This window comes from Mesotoga sp. B105.6.4 (assembly GCF_002896535.1).
Taxonomy (GTDB): Bacteria; Thermotogota; Thermotogae; order Petrotogales; family Kosmotogaceae; genus Mesotoga.
In genome coordinates, this window is record NZ_JWIM01000003.1 from 19,343 (window position 1) to 42,320 (window position 22,978).

Below are 22,978 nucleotides of genomic sequence, written 5' to 3' on the forward strand. Positions count from 1 at the left end.
TCTATACCATTCCGCCGATGCCGTTGATGATTATCTGGATATCGGCGGGATGTTTCTTCTGAATCTTTTCTAGGAACCCATAGCTTCCATCTATAGGCATCTTCACCACTAATTTCATTCTATAAGAATTCTTCAGCTTGGAGAGAAGAGGAGCGAGGGGTCCGAAGACTTCTAGAGAACTGACTCCTGACTCTTGTATCTCTTTTAAAACCCATTCTGCCAGTTCTCCGCTTTCATCCTCTGAATTTCCATAACAGACAATCTCGGCGATTCTACTGAATGGCGGGTTGTTCAGTTTCTTTCGAAGTGTGATTTCGCCTTCATAGAAGGACTCGAAGTCTCTTTCACAGGCTGCTCTCATAATTCTGTTGTTTGGATTGAAAGTTTGAATGAACGCTTTTCCTACACTTGCCCGGCCTGAGCGCCCACTAACCTGCGCGATATGCTGAAAGGCGGTCTCTGAACTGTCATAACTGGGGAAGCTCATCAGCCTGTCCGCATCGACGATAAGAACCATCTCAACATCCGGAAAGTCAAGACCCTTCGTAATCATCTTCGTTCCAACAATTACCTGGCAGTTTTTTCTGGAGATCTCAAGCAAGGCCTTTTCATACGCAATCGGGTTGTCGATCGTCTCTCTATCCATCCTCATGATTTTCGTGGACGGAAAGAACTTTTGAAGATCGTGTTCCACTCTCTCCGTTCCAAAGCCCCTTGCAGAGAGAGTCATAGATCCGCATTCTGGGCAGACTTTTGGGATCGCGCTCCTGTGACCGCAGTAATGGCACTTAAGCAAATTATCGTTTCTGTGAAAAGTCATGGATACCGAGCAGTGAGGACAGGTGATAGTCTTTCCACATGTGTAGCAAACGACGTAATTCGAATAACCTTTCCTATGCACAAAAACGAATACCTGTTTTCCTTCCGAGACAGTCCGCTTTATCTCTTCAAGTGCTTGTTTGCTTATTATGGGATTTTTCTCATCTCTCATGTCGATTACTCTAATCGTTGGGAATGAGCCGACAGGTCTTTCGGTAAGAGATAATAAGGAAATCTTGCCTGATTCGGTAAGATGATAGTGATCAACTCTTGGAGTCGCAGATCCTAGAATCACAGGTATGTTCCCCAGTTCTGCTTTGCGGATTGCAACCTGAACCCCGTCGTAGAAAGGCACACTCTGCTGATAGAAACTCGAGTCATGCTCCTCGTCTACGATTATTAGACCTGTATTCTTCATTGGTACCCAAAGCGAGCTCCTCGTACCAACCAGGATGTCTACATTCCCTTCAACTGAATCGAGCCAGATCATCTGGCGCTGTACTCGGGTCATGTAACTGTGGTACTGTCTAACATCTCTTCCCGGAAAGGCTCCCCTGATCCTTGCGAGGAGTTGCGGAGTCAACGACACTTCGGGGACAAGATACAGTATTTGCCGGCCTCTATTTAGCCAGTATTCCATAACCTTGAAGTAAACCTCTGTCTTTCCGGTGCCTGTCAACCCGTGGAGAAGAAAGGACTTTGAGTCGCTTTCCATTATCTCTCTGTATACCTCTTTCTGGCTGACACTTAGCTCATCGACGGCAGGAATTACCCAGTGGGAGTCGTCTTCCTCAATTTCCTCTACCAAAAGAATTCCTTTTGAGATCAACGTATCGATCGGACTTCGACTTCTGAGCTTGAGTTTCTTTTCCAGCTCGGTTATCTCTTCCGATTCAACTGAAAGCAGATAATCAACTATGATCTGCCATAGCGGCGTGAGCTCCTCTTCTAGAATCCCTGCCTTCTTTGCAAGCGACACTCGCTTTGTCTTTCGCTTCTTCGGAGTCTTCCGGTCAAAGCTATGCATGATCTTCACTTTTCTGGAGGCGAGAAGTTTTTTGAGATAGTCTTCGCCAAACTTCGTGATGAATTTATCCTTTTGAGTAGGTGGAAATCCAAGCTCGTCTGAAAAGGCAACAACGTAATCATCGATTGAAAGCAGCTTGCCCGGCGGAAAGAACAAATCGAATACTTTGCCTGGGGGTGCCAAATACTCTCTCATAACAAACTTTGCGAGTTCGAGATCCACTTGTGAAAGAAAGGAACGATCATCGACTTTCTTGTTCACACTCTTGATCTTGAAGGGTCCTCTTTTTTCTTCCAGCGATACTACATAACCTATGGCATTTCGCCCGGCGAAATTCACTTCGACCCTCTCACCAGGCTTTACAGGTTCATCAGTTTCGTAAGTGTATGTATCGTATAGAGGCGAATTTGAGATCGCGACCCGGATTAGCATTGGCTACCGCTCCTGTCTGTAGTAAATAATTTGTGATAATAGATCAGAGCCTCTTGCTCTGCTTTCGGGATACTTGTAGAGACTTGAGTAAAATCTTACGGCTGTGAAATCCCTCTTCAGCTGTGCCTCAAGCAAGTCAACATCTATCTTCATTTCATCTTTGAGAGATTTGTCTACTACTTTTCTCCATAAAGAAGCCGTGGTTATGAATGGGATATTCGTTGAGTGCTTGATGTTCGAAAGATGAGTTCTTCCCTTTTCATTGAAGCCCAGTATCCGAATGTATTGAGGGCCGAGTTCGTTGCTTCTTCTTATTAGGTCATCGGTGAACTTGAAGATGGGATAGTACATAAGCCGTCTGATTCTAGATAAGGTGAACCGCTTCGATTTGACGCAGTGCAGAAACCCTTCAAGACTACCTTCTATGGAACATTCTTGAAATCTCGCGTCTAGACCTTCGACGAACCCATAATATCGGCAATAATCCTCTCTTGATAAGAGCCTGAAGAAGGAAATGAGAAAGGACTCAACATCTTCTTTGAAGACGGGACCTCTTCCGCACCTGATTTCCCGAAGGATTATATCAAGGGATTCCTTTGGCATTGTTTGAGAAGCGCTCTCGATATTGCCATTTTGAATCAGCCTTCTGATTGCCGTTGCGGAAGAAAATTCTCCACGATGCTCTTCATCAGTATAAGAAGCGCCGACTCTTCTCATTGAGTGGGGAATCATCTTGCTCTTTATCTCTTGAATCGCTCTCAAGTATTCCACACCCAGGATGTTGTTGGATGAACCTATCTCTTCAATTCGGTGTGAAAGAGCCGCATTTTCAGTATGTATGAAGTCTCTCAGAGCATACTTTCTGGCATTAGGAAATGAATGACCTGTCTTAAGATGTTTCTTCAAAAGATCCTGATAGTGTTCCGGTTCTTTGATCAGAACTTTGGACACGGCCTTCATGAGGTCTATATCGTCTGTCTCACTCCCGAAAACGACATCTGTTACTCCCACATGGTCAAGCGTCCATATTGATCCCGTTGCGAACCCTCCGGCGTCCTGCAAGGAGTACACTACCGGCAATTCGAGAACCAGGTCGACACCTTGCTCTAGAGCTGCTTTTGCCCTTGCAAACTTCTCGACAATTGCAGGCTCTCCTCGCTGAACAAAATTGCCGCTCATCACCGCAACGGTGACATCCGGCTTCACAATCTCTTTCGAATGTGAAAGATGATAAAAATGGCCATTATGAAAGGGATTGTATTCCACAACGAGACCAAGCACCTTCATTTACGGACCTCCAATTTGAAGAACATATCGCGTTGCTATTCTTATTATCGATAACACAACCCGCTACTTTGGAGCCATCATCACAAGCTCAAGCCAGGTATCTTCGGTGGAAAAGGGCGTCTTTGGATCAGATCATAATCAATTTAGAGGTGAAAAGGTAGAGGTCCGAAGATCAAGATTAAACGTAACGCCAGGTCAGGCTGAACTTGATCAAACATCTTGCCCCTGCTTTTTTCCTCTCGAGTGTATATTCACTACCTATTCTGCTATTGATTCAGTCATGTCAAAAGGCCGGTCAACCGCCCTTCGAAAGAGCCGCTACACGCTGTATTTAACCGTCCTTCGATAAGAGTCGCTCAACGCTTGAGAGAACAAGCTGCTCGCTGAAGACCACGCTGTCCGTCACAGGTCGCCGTTCTCTGAGAAGACCGGTTAGAAATATCCCGTCGGCGATGAAGCCATCGGCGCCCCTCTCGAGAGCTCATCATTACCCGCATCATCTCTTTGATGCCAAATCATTTTGTTCCCTAGTTCCAGAATCAGTCATCACTATCAAATAGACCTGACTATGCGAATATCTACACTCTTGTTCTTTAGCCCCCCGCTTGAGGGGCTTATCATTCAACACATCATCTTCTTTGGAGTTCGATCATTTCGCTTCTTACTTCCAGAATTGTCATCATTAGCAAATGAACCTGGCTATATGCTCTTGATCCACAATCCCAATTTGAGCGGGGCGGGTGTTTGCAACCTGAAGATCCGCTTATCAAAATACGCTGCACGCTGAGCGCTGTGAAAAGCCAAGAAGCAAAAGCAGGGACCGGCGGGGTCCTGACGTCTGTCCCGTTTTTCGCTATCTATCTTCATAGACCAACACCCTCCGCCACTGCGTGGCCCTCCTCCCTCAAGGGAGGACTTAAGATCAGGATCATCAAGAGCCATACACAGCATACCTTGTTAAGGGAGAAGGAGTATCATATTATTCCTCACTAACTCCCTAACTAAAGATAATAATGAGTCTCTCGAAAGAGAACTCAAAAGCAAGGTCGTTCTGAGAACCTCACATGTCGTCATGCTCAAGAGATCAGTCCTTGGTCCTTCGTCAAGACCATGAAACGTCCTTCGAAGAACGGTTCTTCGTTCCGACACCAAGCGTCCAGGTTCTTCGTAAAACTGAGGTCAGAGGACAGAGATGAGAGGTTGGAAGAGCGATAAGATCTTGACTCTCTAACCTCTAACCTCACCCCACTCCCACGATCTCTCCATACAACGGTCCCGCGGATACTCTATCTACTTTGATCTTAACAGATTTGCCGATCAGTTCGGGTTGTGCTTCGTAGATGACGATTTTATTGTTCATTGTTCTTCCGTAGATCTTGCCGTTTCCTTTGATCTTGCCTTCGCCGATTACATCTATAACTTTGTCAAGATACTTCTCATTTTCTTCCCTGTTGATGTGTTTTTGCAAAGCGAGAAGATCATTGAGCCTTCTAGTCTTCACTTCTTGTGGAACATCATCGGCCATCTTTCTTGCAGATAACGTGCCTTCTCTGGGTGAATACATTGCCAGGTTGATTCGTTCAAATCTGATTTCCTTTACAAGCGAAACCGTTTCTACGTACTCCTCTTCTGTCTCCCCGGGAAAGCCGATGATAATATCAGTGCTCAAGGTTGCATCAGGAATTCTTGTTTTGACACGCTCGATGAGATCTAGATAGTACTCTCTCGAATAGCCCCTGTTCATTGCTTTCAAGATTCGATCACTTCCCGACTGAACGGGCAAGTGGATGGAGCGAGATATCTTTTCGGATGAAGCTATAACATCTATCAGTTCGTCACTGAAGTCCCTCGGATAGGAGGTTAGGAACCAGATTCTCTCAATCCCTTCTATTCTTGAAGTCTTTCTAATAAGATTTGCAAGGGACGATCCATCATCCAGATCCTTGCCATAAGAGTCGACATTCTGTCCCAAATAGGTAATCTCTCTATAACCCCTTCCAGCAAGTTCTCTTGCCTCGGATAGGATGTCTTCCATTTCCCTGCTCTTCTCTCTACCTCTTGTATATGGCACAATACAGTAAGAACAGAATTTGTCGCAGCCAAAGATAATTGTGATCCAGGCGTGGTGCGAGCTAGTCCTAATTCTAGGAGTATCCGAATCGAGTTCATCAATGAAGTCGCCCATCTCTATGAATCTCTCGCCCGACTCCGCTCTTCCGAGCAATTCATCTACTTTCGTAATCGAGCGTGTCCCAAACACGAAGTCGACCTCTTTGTGAGTAAGCAGTTCGGTGGCGTTCTTCTCGGCTACACATCCGCAGACACCTACCAGAAGTCTCCCGTTCTTCTTCTTAAGCGCCTTCAGTTGGCCTAGTTTGCCGTACAGCTTGTCCTCAGATTTGCCTCTTACGGCGCATGTGTTTACGATGATTGCGTCTGCTTCTTCCTCATTGCCTGCAATCTTGTGACCGGCGGCAGAGAGAATACCCATCATAGCTTCTGTATCGTTCATATTCATCTGGCAACCGAATGTCCTGAATGCTACTTTCAAGTGATCACTCCTAATCCGATATCATTGATCAGCTAAATTGTACCGCATTAAGTTAGGACGAGAAACCCCGGTATGTTACCATTCTAATGTGTCTCTTTGTACGAAAATGCAAGCGAAAAGTCTCTGGATAGAGACTATCGGCTAAGAGCAACATCTGAATTCAGGCAACGCTACTGGAGGTGCGAAGTGTTTTCGGAAGCTTTTAGGATAGCAAGTCAGTTCACAAGACCGGTCGTAGTTCTTACGAGAAGCGGTGCGGGCAAGGTGTCCGCAACTTGCGGGACCTTCATGATACTTAATCGAGAAGGCTGGATAATTACAGTTGCTCACCTGTGGCAATCGTATTTCTTATACAAACAGCAGCAGACGAAAAAGGAAAACGATCCGGAGAAGAAGATTGAAAATCATTCGTTTTGGTGGGGTGGAGATGGAAAGAGCCTGAAGGATATAAAGCCATTCCCAGAGTCCGATCTAGTTGTTGGTAGACTTGACCCATTCGACCCCTCTGAGATCATGGAGTATCCCGTTTTCGTGACACCTGAGGAAATGAGTATTGGAACTAGCTTGTGCAGGGTCGGTTATCCCTTTTCGAGAATAAGAGCCTCCTTCGACAAAAAGAACTCCAGATTTTTGATGGACAGCAAGAGCTTGCCTTCGCTCTATCCAATTGAGGGAATATACACAAGAACTGTAGTGGCTCCTGCACTCAAAGAGGCAAAGAAGATTGCGAAATTCGTTGAGACCTCTTCGCCAGGTCTTCTTGGCCAGAGCGGCGGGCCGATAGTGGACATGAAAGGGAAGGTCTGGGCAATCCAGAGCAGGACGGTTCATTTGCCGCTGGGCTTCAGCCCGAAACTCAGAAGAGGCGGAAAGGAAATTGAAGAGAACCAGTTTCTCAACGCTGGTTGGGGAGTTCACATAGAAGAAATCATTGAAGCCCTGCGCTACACTAATAAACTGAAATAACCGTTGATATTCTAAGGTACCCCGCTTTGTTGAATAAGATGACAACATGGTAAAATATCTTAATAGCAGGTATTCTGAAATTACATATTTCCTTCAAGGAGTAGATTTCTGTGAAGAAGACTTCATCAGTTGTATTGGCTATTGTGCTTGTTTTTGCGGTTCTTTCAACTCAAGGTTGCTTTCTTTTTCGAAACGTAACTCTGTCAATAGAGAATTCAGAGCTGTCAATTGGAATCGGTGAGTCGGAGCAGATACGAATCAAAGTAAAACCAGAGGATGCTACCTTGAAGTTTTCTTCCAACAACGAATCGGTAGCGACAGTCACAACTTCTGGTATGGTAATCGGTGTCTCTGCCGGAGAGGCAGAGATTACAATTGAGGCGACCAAAGACAAATACAAGAGCGCTTTGAAGAAAGTCAGCGTTCAAGTTGTGGGAGAAGAATCATTTTCCGTAACGTTTTCAGTGAGTGATTCATCTGGAGCCCTTCAAGGAGCAAACGTCACTTTCAATAGTGAGACAAAGACCACAGACGCGAGTGGCAAAGCAGTGTTTGCTGGTGTGTTGGCGGGGAACAAGGATTACATTGTGAACAAGGCAGGCTACAACGAAGCTATTGGAAGCGTTAACGTGGATGAGGACAAAACTGTAGAAGTAACTCTTGAAAGGAAGGCTTACATTATCACTGCGACAGCAGGACCGGGAGGAAGCATAGATCCTTCCGGAGAGGTGGAAGTCGATCATGGAGACAGTATTAATTTCAGTGTAATTGCCGATGATGGTTATGCTATAGAAGATGTAGTTTCTGACGGAGTATCAATCGGGCAAGTCGACAATTACACTTACACCAAAGTTACATCAGATCACACAATCCACGCAACTTTCAAGCTCAAGACCTATACACTGACGACAAACGTAGTAGGCCAGGGAACTGTAACGAAGAATCCGAACAAAACTGCATACGATTATGGAGAGGAAGTACAGCTTACCGCTACCCCGGATGAGGGCTGGAACTTCGCCGGCTGGAGCGGAGACCTTAGTGGTTCTGCAAATCCCGCAAACATAGCAATGGATTCAAATAAGACAGTAACAGCGACCTTCACAATAAAGAAGTACACGATAGCCGCATCGGCCAATCCTCCGGCCGGTGGAGCAATAACTGGAGCCGGGAGCTACAATCACGGAGATGCTGTTAACCTTGTGGCCACTGCAAACGAAGGCTATGAATTCATAAACTGGACAGAGAATGGAGTGCAGGTAAGCGCGAACGCCGCTTACTCGTTCACGGCGACCGCGAACAGGACACTCGTAGCCAACTTCAGATTGAAGACCTACACGATCACCGCGACGGCTGGAGCGGGAGGCAATATAAACCCCGCAGGGAATGTGAATGTTACCCACGGTTCGAGTCAATCATTCGCAATAATTCCCAATGCCAGTTATGACATAGGAGATGTCGAAGTAGACGGAGTTTCCGTTGGAGCTGTATCCAGCTACACATTCAACAACGTGACCGCCAATCATACTATTCACGCTACATTCCGACTTAAGACTTACACAATAGCTGTATCGGCCAATCCTCCTGCCGGTGGAACGGTAACTGGAGCCGTGAGCTACAACCACGGAGACACTGTGGACCTTGTGGCCACTCCAAACGAAGGCTATGAGTTCGTCAACTGGACAGAGAATGGAGAGCAGGTAAGCACGAATGCCGCTTACTCATTCGTGGCTACCGCGAACAGAACGCTCGTGGCCAACTTCAGACTGAAGACCTACACAATCACCGCGACGGATGGAGCGGGAGGAAACATAGATCCCTCTGGTGATGTCTCAGTAAATCATGGAGATGATCAGGAGTTTGCTATAACTCCCGATGAGGGCTACAACGTTGAAGACGTACTGATCGATGGGGAGTCTGTTGGACCGAGGACATCGTATACTTTCACTGAAGTCGCTGCTGACCACACGATCCACGCCAGCTTCTCACTTCTGCCTCCTCCAACATATACAGTGACCTTCAACGTGAGCGATAACCAGGGAGCAGTTCAGGGCGCGAGCGTAACATTCTACGGTGAGACAAAGGCCACGGACGCGCAGGGAAAGGCGGTGTTTACTGGAGTGCTGGCTGGCAACAGAGCATATACGGTGAGCAAGATAGGATACAACAACGCGACTGGCAACGTCAATGTCGATGGCGATGAGACAGTCGGTGTGATACTCACAAAGAAGACCTACACGATCACCGCGACAGCGGGGGCTGGAGGTAGTATAAATCCCGCAGGGAATGTGCAGGTAGAACATGGATCGAACAGATTGTTCAACATAACCCCGAATACTGGATACGAGATAGAAGACGTAAAGGTAGATGGAGTCTCTATTGGGGCCGTTTCCACATACAACTTCAAAAACGTCACGACTAACCACACCATTCACGCTACATTCCGACTTAAGAGTTACACAATAACCGTTTCGGCAAATCCTCCGGCCGGTGGAAATGTGAGCGGCGGAGGAAACTACACTCACGGAGATACTGTAAACCTTTTGGCCACTCCAAACGAAGGCTACGAATTTGTCAACTGGACAGAGAACGGGGTGCAGGTGAGCGCGAATGCCGCTTACTCGTTCACAGCGACTGCGAACAGGACACTCGTAGCCAACTTCAGACTGAAGACCTACACGATCACCGCGACGGCGGGAGCTGGAGGCAATATAAACCCCGCAGGGAATGTGCAGGTAGAACATGGATCGAATAGATTGTTCAACATAACCCCGAATACCGGATACGAGATAGAAGACGTAAAGGTAGATGGAGTTTCCGTTGGAGCCGTCTCCACATACAACTTCACAAACGTGACGGCCAATCATACTATAGCTGCCACTTTCAATCTCAAGACCTATACATTGACGACAAACGTAGTTGGTCAGGGGACGGTAACCAGAAACCCGGACAAATCCAAGTACAATCACGGTGAGGTTGTTCAATTAACTGCTAATCCTTCTGCCGGCTGGGCTTTCGACAGCTGGAGCGGAGATCTGAGCGGCTCTGCAAATCCGGCCAATCTGACTATGAACGGAAACAAAACGGTGACTGCCAATTTCGTCAGAGTATATACGGTAACTTTCAATGTGAGCGATAACCAGGGAGCAGTTCAGGGTGCTAACGTCGCCTTCAACGGAGAGAACAAGAGCACCGACGCGCAGGGAAAGGCCGTCTTCACAAACGTTCAGTCCGGATCAAGATCATACACGATAAGCAAGACGGGATATAACAACGATACGGGGAACGTCAATGTCGATGGCGATGAGACAGTAGACGTGATACTCACAAAAAAGACCTATACAATAAACGTTTCGGCCAATCCTGCGGCTGGCGGAACTGCTGCCGGTGGAGGGATCTACACCCATGGAGATACTGTCAATCTTTCAGCTACCCCCAAAGAGGGATACAGGTTCGTCAACTGGACAGAGAATGGAGCGCAGGTAAGTACTAACGCCAGTTATTCATTTACGGCTACAAAGAACAGAACGCTAGTTGCGAACTTCACGACTATAAGTAAAGGAACGATCCAGATAAACAACACCACGATGGATGGTTTTGAGTATATAGACATATACGCCGAAGGTTTCGAATTCGGTGTTGCGGCGATCGAATACGTTTTGAGTTTTGATCCAGCAAAGCTGAATGTAATAGCCATGTCTAACGATGCCGGTCTTGGATGGTCGCTTGCGAACATGATAAGAAACACCGGTGGAATAATCCATTTCATCGCAGGAGGTCAACCCGTGAACCTCGCGGCAAGGACTAAGATAGCAACTATTGCAGTACTTGAGATCTCATCTGGAAGTACAACCATCGGTTTTACTGGCTATGTATATAATGATTCTCCAGTCGAAACTGCGGTAGCCGATGACAGCCAGCCGCCTCAGGTATTCAAGAGTCCGAATATTACTCTGATTCCAGGCACGATAACCATAAACTGAATGGGGTGATCTGATTGAGAAAATTAGCCTATATCACCGTTATGTTGATCTTGCTGATTGCACTTACGGCCTGTCCACCGATAAACAAGAAGCCCAGTGCTTCAGATGTAAGGATCACAGGAGATACCGTTAGCGGGCAGAAAGTAAAGGGAGAATACACTTTTCTGGATCCCGAACAAGAGCCTGAAGGAGCATCCGAGTACAAATGGTATCGTTCAGACAAAGCCGACGGCACTGGTCTTGAGTCGATTCCCTTAGCCACTAAACGTGAGTATTTGCTCACTTCGCAAGACGCTGGTAAATTCATGTATTTCGAAGTCATACCGGTAGATATAAAGGGAAAGGCTGGGGACCCAGTGAAGAGCGCGGCTTCCACCATAGTTGTTGCAGGGCCCTCCTTCGAAATAATCGATACCACTTTAAACAGGAACAGTCTTGGAAGCTTTGTTGTTAAAGCCAATAACTTAGGTGAGATAAACGCCTTTGAAGTTGTATTTGAGTTCGATACGGAGTATCTTACATGTCCCGGTATAGTCCAGTCCCTTGTCGGGGGACTTATAATAATCAAGCAGCCTTCCGAAAGTGTTATTCACGTGGCCGTGGCCGGACTGAAAGATCTCGATGTTCAGAATACGGAGCTGCTGAGAGTATTTGTCAATGTACTTGACAAAGCCGGCAATACGGAGATACTCTTCTCCGAATATGTTAGCGAAGGAAATGTTAAATTCAGTACCGGTGTGATTCCCGAGATTAGTGGACTCGATCTGTCTGATACCGGGATAATCACAATCCAGTAGGGGGGTCTGAGATGAAAATAATGACATACATCGTGTTTATATCTATTGTTGTCACAATGCTTATGGCTTCATGTGTCGGACACTTTCCGAGGTTCGATCAAAGCGGCCGGTATATACTCCAGAGACTTCCAGACGGAGCCGAGCTTTATGTAAGAGAAGGAATAGATGCAATAGAGATAACTCTGGTTGGGGAAGGTCTCAAAATTGAAGATCTATCTCCTCTTCAGGGAGTCTTGATAATAACACGCAGCAACCATTCGGATCTGACCGTAGCCATTTCCGGCTTCAGGAATGTTGATTTCTCCAGGCCAGTACTTCTGATCTCTTCGGAACACGCGGCCGGCATAGCTATCTCGAAGTGTGACACAATCGTTTTGAATCGTATCTCCAATTCTTATTGGAAGCAGAATAGCGTGGATCCAGAACTAATAGGCGATTATAACGGAGACGGCTACATCACACTGTCCGATTTTGCTTCGTTCGCTCCCGCGTATGGCTTCTCGGAAGGTTCGCAAGAGTACGATGAGAAATTCGATGTTGGTGCATCTGAGAAACAATACTCGGGAATCTGGCAGAAAATCTTTTCAGTTCCCGGAGCTCCTGACGGCTCGATAACCCTTGCGGATTTTGCGGTCTTTGCCAACAACTACGGCTTCGCAAATCCTTATCTCGGGACCTGGAATTTCACGGGAACCATAGACTACGAAAGCTCAACATATGGATATGTGAAGGCGACCGGAACCGGTACGCTGGGTATTAGCCAGCAGAACTGGGAGATGTCCGGTCCGGTAGAGATAACGGCCAGCTCAACCTACACCGACGAACACGGGAACGTTAAATCCGAGGAATTCAGTATTGAGATTGATTCGGTGGATATCGAGTTTACCTCCACTGAGATGACAATCACCGGGACTATGGCAAATCCTGTAAATGGTGCTAAGTACGATATACTGATGAAAGGCAAACTCCGCGTAGAAGGCGGCGCTATCTTCGCTGAATCATCTGGTACAGGTGAAGGCTACGGCATATTCCTTCTCAAACCGGTAAGAAAGATAGGCGAATGGACGGCCCACAAATAAAACGAAAAACAGGAGGGGGAAGATGAAGACTCGAATCATAGTTCTTTTCATTGTTCTCTTGGCACTAACACTCGGAGGATGCTTCTGGAATAGACACTTCGACCCGAAAAACGCTCCTGCCGTTTTTGGTACCTGGCAACTTGAAGGCAAAGTGAAACATGACAACACCACAATCAAGGGTACCGGCACAATGAAGATCACTTATCAGGACGGAAACACCATAAAAGGCTGGGGAAGCACGATGCCTCCTGGACTTGATGAACTGATAAAAGTCGATGTCGAAGGCACAGTAACAGACAAACCCGATAATTTTCTCACCGTCACCATGCAGGTACGATATCCGCCCGTGTTTGGGGAGATGAGAGATGTTATACTGAACGGTACGGTCACAGTCACGGCAACCGGCACTCTTATCAACGACGGAAAAATCTACCTCGATAGCCTTGCAAGAGAAATTGGCGAATGGACCGGGACTTTGAAGAAATAGCGGCTCTCCTCTAGAATAACAGGACAATTTCTCCTTTCTTTCACACGATAATTCTTGAAGAACACATAGTGTTTCCATGTTATTGTGAAAAAGAATACCTTTATACTGAAGTCCCCAAACTGAACAAGCAAGAAATAGCTATCTGAAATGATTTCAGAGAAATGAAGTGGTTATTTCTGTCTATGTTTTCTGAGTTGTTTCAGTCCGGCGAATTCAAGCGCTTTCCTCTGTACTTCGTTAGGAGTTGTAATTATCTTGAATGAAGGCATCTCCGGTACTGCAGGTACGATAGCATCGTTACAGACAATCGTACTCATTTCAGATAGAAGAGTCTGAAAGCTGTGTACCGGTGTTCCGTCACTCAGCATCTTCCTCTTCCTCTCAAGAGCCCTCCTCCCTCAAGGGAGGACTTAAGATCAGGATCATCAGGAGCCAATCACAGCACATATTGTCAAGGGAGAAGAAGCACAATATGATTTCTATTTAGCTCCCTAACTTATGGGAAATGATGAGCTCCTTCGAGGGAGGAATTAAGATCAGGAACATCAGGAAAAAACTAAAGCATTTGCACAAGCACCAGTATATGATTGGCATTTGATTCCCTGACTTGTGGGTAAAGATGAGGTTTCTCTTGCATGAGATATGGCAAAGACGTACTGTCAAGATAAAGCTTGTCAAGAACAGGAAGCCAGATGGCGTCATAAATGAATAATCATGTTTTCCATCGGGCATGTTTCATCGGTACTATTCTAAGTTCTGGGGGCCTCCCTGCCTAAATCAAATTGAATGTCTTAAGCGTAATATTAAGCATTATTACAAAGAAGACTACAAACAAAGCTCCCATGAGCAGCTTGATCTTTGCTGCTGCCTGAGTGGAAGTCATAAACTCCTGTATCTTCTTTGTTGATGAGCTGAAATAAGCAATGAGAGTAATCGCGATTATTGGAACAGTGAAACCGAGATTATATACTATCAGGAAGCCCAGTGCCCGAGCTGACATTCCGGCGCTGCTTATGACATACACTATCGTCGGGAGATATATCTGGCCCGTGCACATGAACTCCACAAATGAAACCAGTATTCCGGTTATTAGCGATGCGATCCAGATCGTCTTGACCTTCGCGTTCTTTCGGATTATCTCGTGAGTCTTGCGCTTCAGGCCTTTAGAGAGTTCAAGCACAGCCTTCTTACCTTTGTACCGCATTCTGTAGAAGTCAACGACGGAGAGTATTGCCAGAACTGCGGTGAAGACCGTCATCGCCGGATAGAATACAATCTGAAAGAGACGGGAAACGCTGTCGATGTACCCTGCGGCGCCGAGAAGACCCGTCCCCATGGCCAGATAAGCGGCAAAGATTCCAATAGCGAAGAACAGGCCGGCCACAAGTATCTCGTTTCTACCCCTTCCAACATAATAAAGGTACGAAACCAGAAATATAAGGACGGCAAAGGCACATGGGTTTATCCCGTCGATAAGACCTGCTCCTAGAACGACGAATAGACTGAACTGGCTGTATCTTTCCGTCAACACTTGACTCACGTCTTCCTCGAGTTCATCTATCTCCCGTTGCTTTTTCTCCCGTTCTTCCGAGGAGTAATTCAGCATGCTATCAAGAACTGCCGTCGGATCGAGGTTTGATGGGGTGAAGGCGTCTTTGCCTATAAAAATAAGCGGGACTAGATCTGCCTCGCTGTCATTGACGTTGTAAACCCTCGTGTATTTCAGCTTGAGCTCCTGATTCTTCGATTCGGTAAGTAAATACTTGTTCAGAATCACTTCTTCTTCCACTTCATATTTGAGACTGTCTATCATCATCTCGGCCTCGAAGCACTCCTGACATGTGGGAACTCCGAAAAAATCAATAATTACCGAAGCGGTTGCCGAAAGACAAATAAGGCTAAAGAAAACAAGAAGTAGAGTACGTTTCATACATTCACCCCGTTAACCACACAAAGTTTGTCGCTTTTGGATTTCTAAGATTATACCACCCGGGTAATAAAGCTTGCTGTACTCACAAGAAATCAAAGAGATTTCCTTATCATTAGCGAAGAAAATAAAAGGTGTATGCCAACTCATTTGGTATTTGGCAGTCCATGGTTTATAATATTTCTCAAGATCCTTGCTGCATCAATTTGATAAGGAATCTCAGTTGTTTTTTGAGAGAGGTTATTTATTTGACATGGATTCTGTAAACGTGATAAAATCAGAGTGGCGCTTTTGTGGGTTTGTGGTTCATAGTCCGGAATGCTCTAACGATGTTGTTGATGTTGTTCTAGAAATATAAACTGTTACAAGCAAACGCTTCTTAGGGGGTGTTCAAGGTGGCAAAGCGGTCTCGTGTTCTGTTGATTCTTGTTCTGTTTGTTGGTCTTGCTTTTCTCCTGACCGGGTGTCTAAAGAAGATTGATCTCAATCTTACTATAGCTATCCAGGGTCTTGGAGAGACCGATCCTGCCGTTGGTATGCACACTTACAAGTATGGAGCCAGTGTGACACTTACAGCGACACCGGCAGAAAACTATGATTTCAAGGAATGGGAAATTGAGGGTCTGGGAAGCTTTAGCGAAAACGTTAAAGAAATCGTGTTGAAAGATTCCATATCGGCAACAGCAGTTTTTGTAAAGAAATCTTTCGATATAGAAGCTTCGGTTGACCCCGAAAATGGTGGCACGGTAACAGGTGCCCGCTCTTATGTTTTTGGCGACACAGCTTCACTAACAGCTGTGGCTGCTGAGGGATTCAAGTTCGTTGAGTGGACTGAGAACGAGTTATTCATCAGTTCAGACAATCCGCTCGAGTTTGTCGTAAATGCTAACAGAGCGTTTGTTGCGCATTTTGACAACGAGTACATGGTCACTGTGGATGTCATCCCTGAAGAAGGCGGAATGGCTTCTGGTGGCGGTAAGTACGTATTCGGATCTGAAATAACGGTAGTAGCCACTCCGGCAGAATGCTACGACTTCGACGGCTGGTTTGTTGGTGAAGAACTTGTCAGTGAAGCTGCAGAGTACACCTTCACAGTCTCCAAAGACGTCGACCTGGTGGCGAAGTTCACCCTGAAGACGTTCGAAGTCACCGTTACCGCCGAGCCCAAAGAGGGCGGAGAGGTTATGGGTGCGGATACTTACGACTGTGGAGAAGAGGCTACTGTAGTAGCCACTCCGGCAGAATGCTACGACTTCGACGGCTGGTTTGTTGGTGAAGAACTTGTCAGTGAAGCTGTAGAGTACACCTTCATAGTCTCCAAAGACGTCGACCTGGTGGCAGTGTTTACCATTAAGACCTATGTGGTTACTTCCACGGCTGGAGAAAACGGAGCAGTCGATCCCGAAGGCGAAACAGTAGTTGATTGTGGAGATGATCTTCTATTCACTTTCACTCCCGAAGAGGGTTATGGCGTTGACCAGGTAACGGTCGATAATGCTCTGGTCGATGTAGTCGGTTCTCCAGATACAACCGATAAGACCTACAATCTTGAAGATATACGTGACAATCACGCTATAGACGCTACTTTCAAGCAGGTCTTCTTTGTAACCGAGTTTGATTTCCAGGGTCAGAGTCCTTTGGGAAATAGATATGACGTACATATCGAAGTCGATCCGGAAGTCACTCTACTGAAATTCTCTTATCCTGGCGATGATACTGAACTTCCTGTTGCAGAAGCTGCAGTGGTCGGTGGAGTAGCGAATATCTTTAATTTCTTCACGCTTGATGATGCAGATTTCCTTTTGATAAAAGCCTTCACGGCCGATGGCAATCTTCTGGCAGAGATAGTGGTGGAACTGGATTACAGCGAAGCCTTCCTGAAGTTTGCAACATTCACTCCAAAGAAAGAGTGGTCTTTGCCATCCGCAGTTATCTATGACGTTCATATCGAAGTCTCTGACAATGTGGATAAGGTCGAATTCGCGTATCCCGGTAATCCAGAGGCCGAACCGATACCTGCAATGGCCTCTCCCGTCGGTGGAGTAATAGACATAGAGATGAACTCTGTAGATTTCGATGCAGAAGAAATAACCGTCATGGCATACAGCGGTGCTGAGCTGCTGGTTTCCAAGAACTTCGATCTCCTGAAAGCTATAGAAGTGACCTGTGAGTTTGTCGACGACTATCCGATCCTGCGTATATCCGAGTTCAAGTTCACTGTGGTTGTGAATTCACCCTTCTGTGCTTCTGTTGAGTTCGCCGCGGATGGAGATATACAGGTGATTGAAGAAAATCCTTTTGCAGTGCCTGATCTTGGAGCTTACGAGTTCCGCGTATTTGTGGATTCCGCATTGAACAGAGTTGACGTCATGGCTAAAGACGGTGCGGACGATAAAATAGCTGAGAGAAACATTGATCTTCCTTAGTAATAGTTTATTGTTGGTTCCAGAGAGTACTGAGTGGTGTTTATGGAATACAGGTTTTGCAAGTTAGTCTTTGTTATGATTGAGTTGAACCTAAAAAGGAGGTTGAGTTTGCATGCTTAAACGCAAGGGTTTCTACGGTCTCATACTGGCAATAGTCGTACTAACGCTTTTCTTGCCTGCATGTTTCAAACTTGGCGGAGAACCCTCGATTGATGCTGAATTCACTTTGACCCGTGAGATTTCGCTCATGGGCATCAGTGAATTTGCTTTCAGCGTCGATGTGAAGGGAGTAAAGGATGCGGCGGTTGTCGAGTTCGACAACGGTATGCCTTCAGTAGCATTGAGTGGAGGCAAGGCCGAATCAAGATTCTTCGCGAGCATTGGGACAGGCGAAGTGACACTCTCAGTTAGAGACTCCAGGGGTGTGGAGCTTCTAAAGAAGACAGTTACGCTTGAGGAAACAAAGTTAACATTCGACATGGCAGCAGTGGAAGACAAGACGGGAATCTATGTACTCATAGAAGACGACCTTATCTTCTACTCTCTCGAATGCCTCGAAAACATGACATTCACAGAGAAGGTCGAGCTGCTCACTGATGAAATACTTGTGAACGATTCTTATGTTGTAATTCAATCGGGAGATGCATGGATTTGGGACTTTGCAACATATCCAAACAATCCGAAGTATGACCTTACACAGGACACTCTTGAAGCGCTAGGACTCCCGAACTACGCGCTTTCAATCTGTGAAGGTGAAGGCGGATTCTTCAACATACTCAACGGGAAGTCGCTGTATACCCTTGACCTGATGGTAGTTGGAGACGGGGAAGTAACAGTCGATCCAGAAGAGCTGCTGTATGAAGAGGGAACGGAAGTCTCGCTGACGGCGCTTGCGGGTGCCGGATGGTACTTTGGTGGCTGGACTGGAGACCTGGAAAGCTCCGACTCAGAAGAGACGATCGTGATGGATGAAGACAAAGTGATTACGGCAAACTTTGTCGAGGAATTCTCTCCATACATTGTGGGTTACAGCTACGAACCGGATCCAGTGTGTGAAGGCACGGACTTTGTAATAACGGTAGAAGTGCAGAACGGAGAAGTAGTGGAGATAACATTTGAAGATGAAACAGTGGTAGCCGAAAAGAATGGCGACATCTACACTGCATCATTCACAGCGCCGATGGTATCACTGGACACCTTCAAGCCACTGACGATAAAAGCAACAAACGTGACAAAATCTGTCACAAAGAACTACGCAGAAGGTATATATATACTCAACAGTGAAGGAGTAATCGAAATTCTCAACTTCTGGTACAAAGAATTCGAATGCTACGACACTGGCACATACCTGTACATAAAGACTTGCTGCAATCCGGATCCTGTATATTTCGACATACTTGTAGAAGGTCCATTCGAGACAGTACCGGAGTTCTTAAGCAAGGAACTTATACCGGGAGAATGCGAGTATCTTATTACCTTCTGGTGGGAGTTCGGAACAGTAGCCTGCGCCGACGCGACATTGACGGCAGTAGTAGAAGACTACTGTGGAAACACTGACGAATGGTCACTCGTGATAGAAGACATAAACGGACTCACAGACGAAGACGTAATCTTCATAGGATTCGATCCAGAAGAAGTGCCGTGCGATGCTACGACACTGACCTTCCCGGTGAAGATCAATTACTTCGACATACTGAACGTAACGAAGGTAGAGCTGTACGCGTGCTGGGGGACTGTTGAAGAGAGATTTGCGAAAGAAGCCGAACTACTCACCACAGGTGAGGCAACGGTAACATACAACTTCCCGGGTCAGGACTGTGAGGAAATGTGCGTAACGGTCAGAGTTTGGGCGGAAGATTGTGGAGAATGCGAACTGTTCTACGAATTGTGCTACACGTTCGACATTGACAATGTTCCTCCGGAAGACCGTGTCGAGAAACACGTAGATGTTGAATGCAACACAGCGTCTACTGAAGTGACCTGGAACTTTTACGACAACTGCTTCTATGGAACCACAATAACCGTAACCCACGGAAACCTCTTCTACAACAATGGTTATGTCTTGGTTAACAAGGGACAGTTTGTCGAGGGACTGGGTGACTTAGATAATAGTGACTGGGAATGGAGATTCCCAAATACCGAATGTGAAGACATCTCAATAACGATAACCGGAGAAGATGACTGCGGGAACACAACGACCTGGACAGAGACCTTCTTTGTGGACAACGTAGCCCCTGTCGTTGCATTCGATCTTGGAGGAGATATCTGCAGCCTGACAGCGACCTCGCTGGTGTTCAGCTGGACGATATCCGATTGCCAGGAAGCGACCTTCACCGGAATTGAAGCCAACTTCAACTGCGGCTTTGATGACGCCTTCACCGAGACCGGCTATTGTGGTCCGAAGGTTGATTACGAACTCAGTGAAGACGGACTGAGCGGCACGGCGACACTGACATGGGACCCCGTTGACTGCTGCGAACTTGAAGTAACAGTTACCGCGACCGACGCTTGCGGGAACGTAGGATACTACACCGATTCCATATCAGTGGACAACCTGGCGCCGGTAATAGAATACTTTGGAGTGGACGAAGAAGAGTGCGTAACTGACGGATCAGTCTATATCAACTACGAAGTTGAAGAGAACTGCCTCGATTACGTGATGATAAACGTATCCAAGGGCTGTCTCGACCGTGGAATTGATTGCTTCACATGGATATGTGAAAGCGACTGCGAGTCAGGTGAAGTACTGTGGAAACTGCCGGAGATAGACTGTGAAGTACTCACCTACACGATAACCGCAGTTGACTATTGCGGACACACAACGACGAAAGAAGCTACGGTTCTTGTTGACAACATGGCGCCTTCGATAGAGCTGGACATACTCGAACCGGATCACCGCGCTACATTCACGACATTCAACTGGGACGTAACGGACAACTGCATTGAAGAAGTAATGCTCGAGGTTAGCTATGGAACACTAGATGCGACGCCTATGGCTTACACGGTGGCATTGAATGGAAAACTAAATGGAATAGGTGACATGGCAGTCGTTGGGCCTACTGGAAATGCGACATGGACATTCGAGGATCTCGATTGTGTGGATATAACGCTCACAATAACCGCTATCGACAGCTGTGGAAACGAGACGGTAGCGACGGCGACCTACAACATAGACAACGTAAGGCCCGAGATCCTATCCTGGGAATTTGACATGGAACCGGTGCCGGATCCGGAGGAATTGTGCGACGTCGTGTACAACACGCCGACCACACTTCTCACGTGGGAAGCAACCGACAACTGTCCAGAAGACTTCGTGATAGAAGTGACAGCCGGATCTATAGAACACTGGGAAGACGTAGACCCCGATCCGAATGTAACCAACATGCAGTGGGTATCTTACGGACAGGAGACCAATGCTCCATGGAAGAACGATGTGGATGGCCAGGGTAATTCTAACTGGAGATGGAACATATCCGGACTTGACTGCCAGATGGCGGAAATAACCTTCACGGCATGGGATGCTTGTGGAGAGACATCCGACGGGACAGAGATAAAGATAGACACACTGGCCCCGGACATTTCGCTTGAAGTTGAACCATACGAGCCATGTGAAGCCGAATGTGTAACGCTCACCTGGGAGATCATAAGCGAAGACTGTTTGGTATGCAACGATAACTGCATTGAATGGTGGGTAGGAACGATAGAAGCGAATATCGGAACTATCGACGGACAAGCGAAGAAGCAAATCTCCGTACCTTGCAATTGTTCGCTGCCTATAAGCGGTACGGTAACATGGTGCTTTGGAGAAATCGATTGCGGAACAACACTGGTGGCCACGTTCACGGCCTGGGACGCAGCCGGCAACGAGGTTGAAGCAATAGTTGTAATAGATGACATAGACACGAAACCACCGGAGATAATCGACTTCTCGTTTGGAGATGTGAAATACGATATAAACGAAGATCCTTACCTGGAATTAAGCTGGGAAGCGACGGATAATTGCTTCAACATAGCATCTTTCTGGGTAAGCCAGGGAAGTCTGGAAGCCACAGTCGTTGAACCGCTCGGCTTTGACCTTCAGGCCGGAGACTTCTTCGTGCCGGACGACTTCACAGACCAGTACATAAGTAAAAAGTGGAAGAGCACGATTTACTGGTTCCTGGATGATCCCGAAGCTCCTGGAACAGCCTGGCTTGCAGTTCAGGATGTATGCTGCAACGAGGCTACGGCCACGGTGTCTTTCGAAGGATTCTTCAATCTGGATGTTACCTGGGAAGGTGAAGGTTGGGCTGGTAATGGCGGAGCCGATATTGAGAAAGGTACAATAGTCGAACTGACAGCCGAAGCGTCACCATGCTGGGAATTCGTGGAATGGCAGATCAATGATCCCAGCGGTTATTCGACAAGCTCCGCGGAAACCCTATTATACGAAATAATCGGAAATGCCTCTATTGAAGCTGTTTTTGAACTTCTGTACTTCGACGTAACGGTATCCAGCGATCCTACGGCTGGAGGTTCTGTGACCGACCTCAGTGGAAATTATGCCTGCGGAACAGAGTTGACTGTTACCGCCACACCGGACAGCTGCTACGACTTCGGCGGCTGGTTCGTTGACGACACTCTTGTAAGCACAAACACAGAGTATACGTTCACAGTCACCGAGGATGTCGATATCGAAGCCCGATTTACGATCAAGAGTTATAATGTAGTTTTCGTGCGTAGTGATTCGGGTACGGCAGGTTCTCAGAACCCAGATATACTCCTTGACGGAGTAAGGGTTTTTGATGGAGGAGTTTTTGATGCCATACGTTACTCAACAACAACAAGTGATGTGGTTTATTGTGTTAGCCATACACTTGAGGCCGTTGAGCGAACCAACGTTTGGCAGACGCCAGATAGAATATTCGTTACCTGGACTCTTGAAGGCGGTGTGTCCACTTCAGATTCTCTGACGAGCAAAACTATAAGCATCGAGCTCACTGGGGATGCCACAATAACTGCGACTTTCGCGGCGCCGCAATAACTCTCAAGTAAACCAGTTGCTTTATTTACTGTAATTCACAGCGGGGAGAAATCCCCGCTGTTTCTTCTACTACCAAACTCTGAAACTCCATATGAACAACCTTTTTACTGCCATGGTAGAATACTGTATAGAGAGCTGCGAAAGTATCCTTTGCTAGAAAGGGGCAGATTCATATAA

The 22,978-nt window shown here is 46.6% G+C and carries 12 protein-coding genes; 7 read left to right on the plus strand and 5 right to left on the minus strand.

All coding sequences use genetic code 11. From position 1 onward, the window contains the following. Window position 1: 1 nt before the first annotated feature. The 3 genes from priA to miaB all read right to left on the minus strand — a co-directional run bounded on the left by priA (window position 2) and on the right by miaB (window position 6,116). Window positions 2-2,278: a primosomal protein N' gene (priA, locus tag RJ60_RS00765; protein ID WP_103133808.1), complete on the minus strand. Its 2,277-nt coding sequence runs from the start codon at window positions 2,276-2,278 to the stop codon at window positions 2-4. Window positions 2,279-2,281: 3 nt separating this feature from the next. Then, window positions 2,282-3,565 (minus strand): nucleotidyltransferase, encoded by a 1,284-nt coding sequence (locus tag RJ60_RS00770; protein ID WP_103133809.1) that lies wholly within the window; start codon window positions 3,563-3,565, stop codon window positions 2,282-2,284. Window positions 3,566-4,805: 1,240 nt separating this feature from the next. Continuing rightward, window positions 4,806-6,116: a tRNA (N6-isopentenyl adenosine(37)-C2)-methylthiotransferase MiaB gene (gene miaB, locus RJ60_RS00780; RefSeq protein WP_103133811.1), complete on the minus strand. Its 1,311-nt coding sequence runs from the start codon at window positions 6,114-6,116 to the stop codon at window positions 4,806-4,808. A gap of 186 nt (window positions 6,117-6,302) precedes the next feature. On the opposite strand from miaB, the gene RJ60_RS00785 reads away from it, so the two are divergent. From RJ60_RS00785 to RJ60_RS00805, 5 genes are all read left to right on the plus strand, one after another. Then, the gene (locus RJ60_RS00785; RefSeq protein ID WP_103133812.1) at window positions 6,303-7,082 is read left to right on the plus strand and encodes a trypsin-like peptidase domain-containing protein; all 780 of its coding nucleotides are present in this window, start codon (window positions 6,303-6,305) and stop codon (window positions 7,080-7,082) included. Window positions 7,083-7,192: 110 nt separating this feature from the next. Further along, complete coding sequence (locus tag RJ60_RS00790; RefSeq protein ID WP_103133813.1) at window positions 7,193-11,062, plus strand: Ig-like domain-containing protein; 3,870 nt, start codon at window positions 7,193-7,195, stop codon at window positions 11,060-11,062. Window positions 11,063-11,076: 14 nt separating this feature from the next. After that, complete coding sequence (locus RJ60_RS00795) at window positions 11,077-11,859, plus strand: hypothetical protein (protein ID WP_103133814.1); 783 nt, start codon at window positions 11,077-11,079, stop codon at window positions 11,857-11,859. An 11-nt stretch (window positions 11,860-11,870) separates the two neighbouring features. Beyond that, a complete protein-coding gene (locus RJ60_RS00800) occupies window positions 11,871-12,938 on the plus strand; it encodes a hypothetical protein (RefSeq protein ID WP_103133815.1) in 1,068 nt (355 codons plus the stop codon). Between the two features lie 22 nt (window positions 12,939-12,960). Beyond that, on the plus strand, window positions 12,961-13,425 hold the full coding sequence (locus RJ60_RS00805) for a hypothetical protein (RefSeq protein WP_103133816.1): 465 nt from the start codon (window positions 12,961-12,963) through the stop codon (window positions 13,423-13,425). 170 nt (window positions 13,426-13,595) lie between these two features. Here RJ60_RS00805 and RJ60_RS00810 read toward each other — a convergent pair whose 3' ends face one another. After that, complete coding sequence (locus RJ60_RS00810) at window positions 13,596-13,793, minus strand: hypothetical protein (RefSeq protein ID WP_180979878.1); 198 nt, start codon at window positions 13,791-13,793, stop codon at window positions 13,596-13,598. Between the two features lie 404 nt (window positions 13,794-14,197). Next, entirely contained in the window at window positions 14,198-15,355 is a 1,158-nt protein-coding gene (locus tag RJ60_RS00815) for a cytochrome c biogenesis CcdA family protein (protein WP_103133817.1), read from the minus strand. 392 nt (window positions 15,356-15,747) lie between these two features. Between RJ60_RS00815 and RJ60_RS00820 the strand changes: the two genes are divergently transcribed. After that, entirely contained in the window at window positions 15,748-17,778 is a 2,031-nt protein-coding gene (locus RJ60_RS00820) for an InlB B-repeat-containing protein (RefSeq protein WP_103133818.1), read from the plus strand. 112 nt (window positions 17,779-17,890) lie between these two features. Continuing rightward, window positions 17,891-22,801 (plus strand): hypothetical protein, encoded by a 4,911-nt coding sequence (locus tag RJ60_RS00825; RefSeq protein WP_103133819.1) that lies wholly within the window; start codon window positions 17,891-17,893, stop codon window positions 22,799-22,801. The last annotated feature ends 177 nt before the right edge of the window (window positions 22,802-22,978 follow it).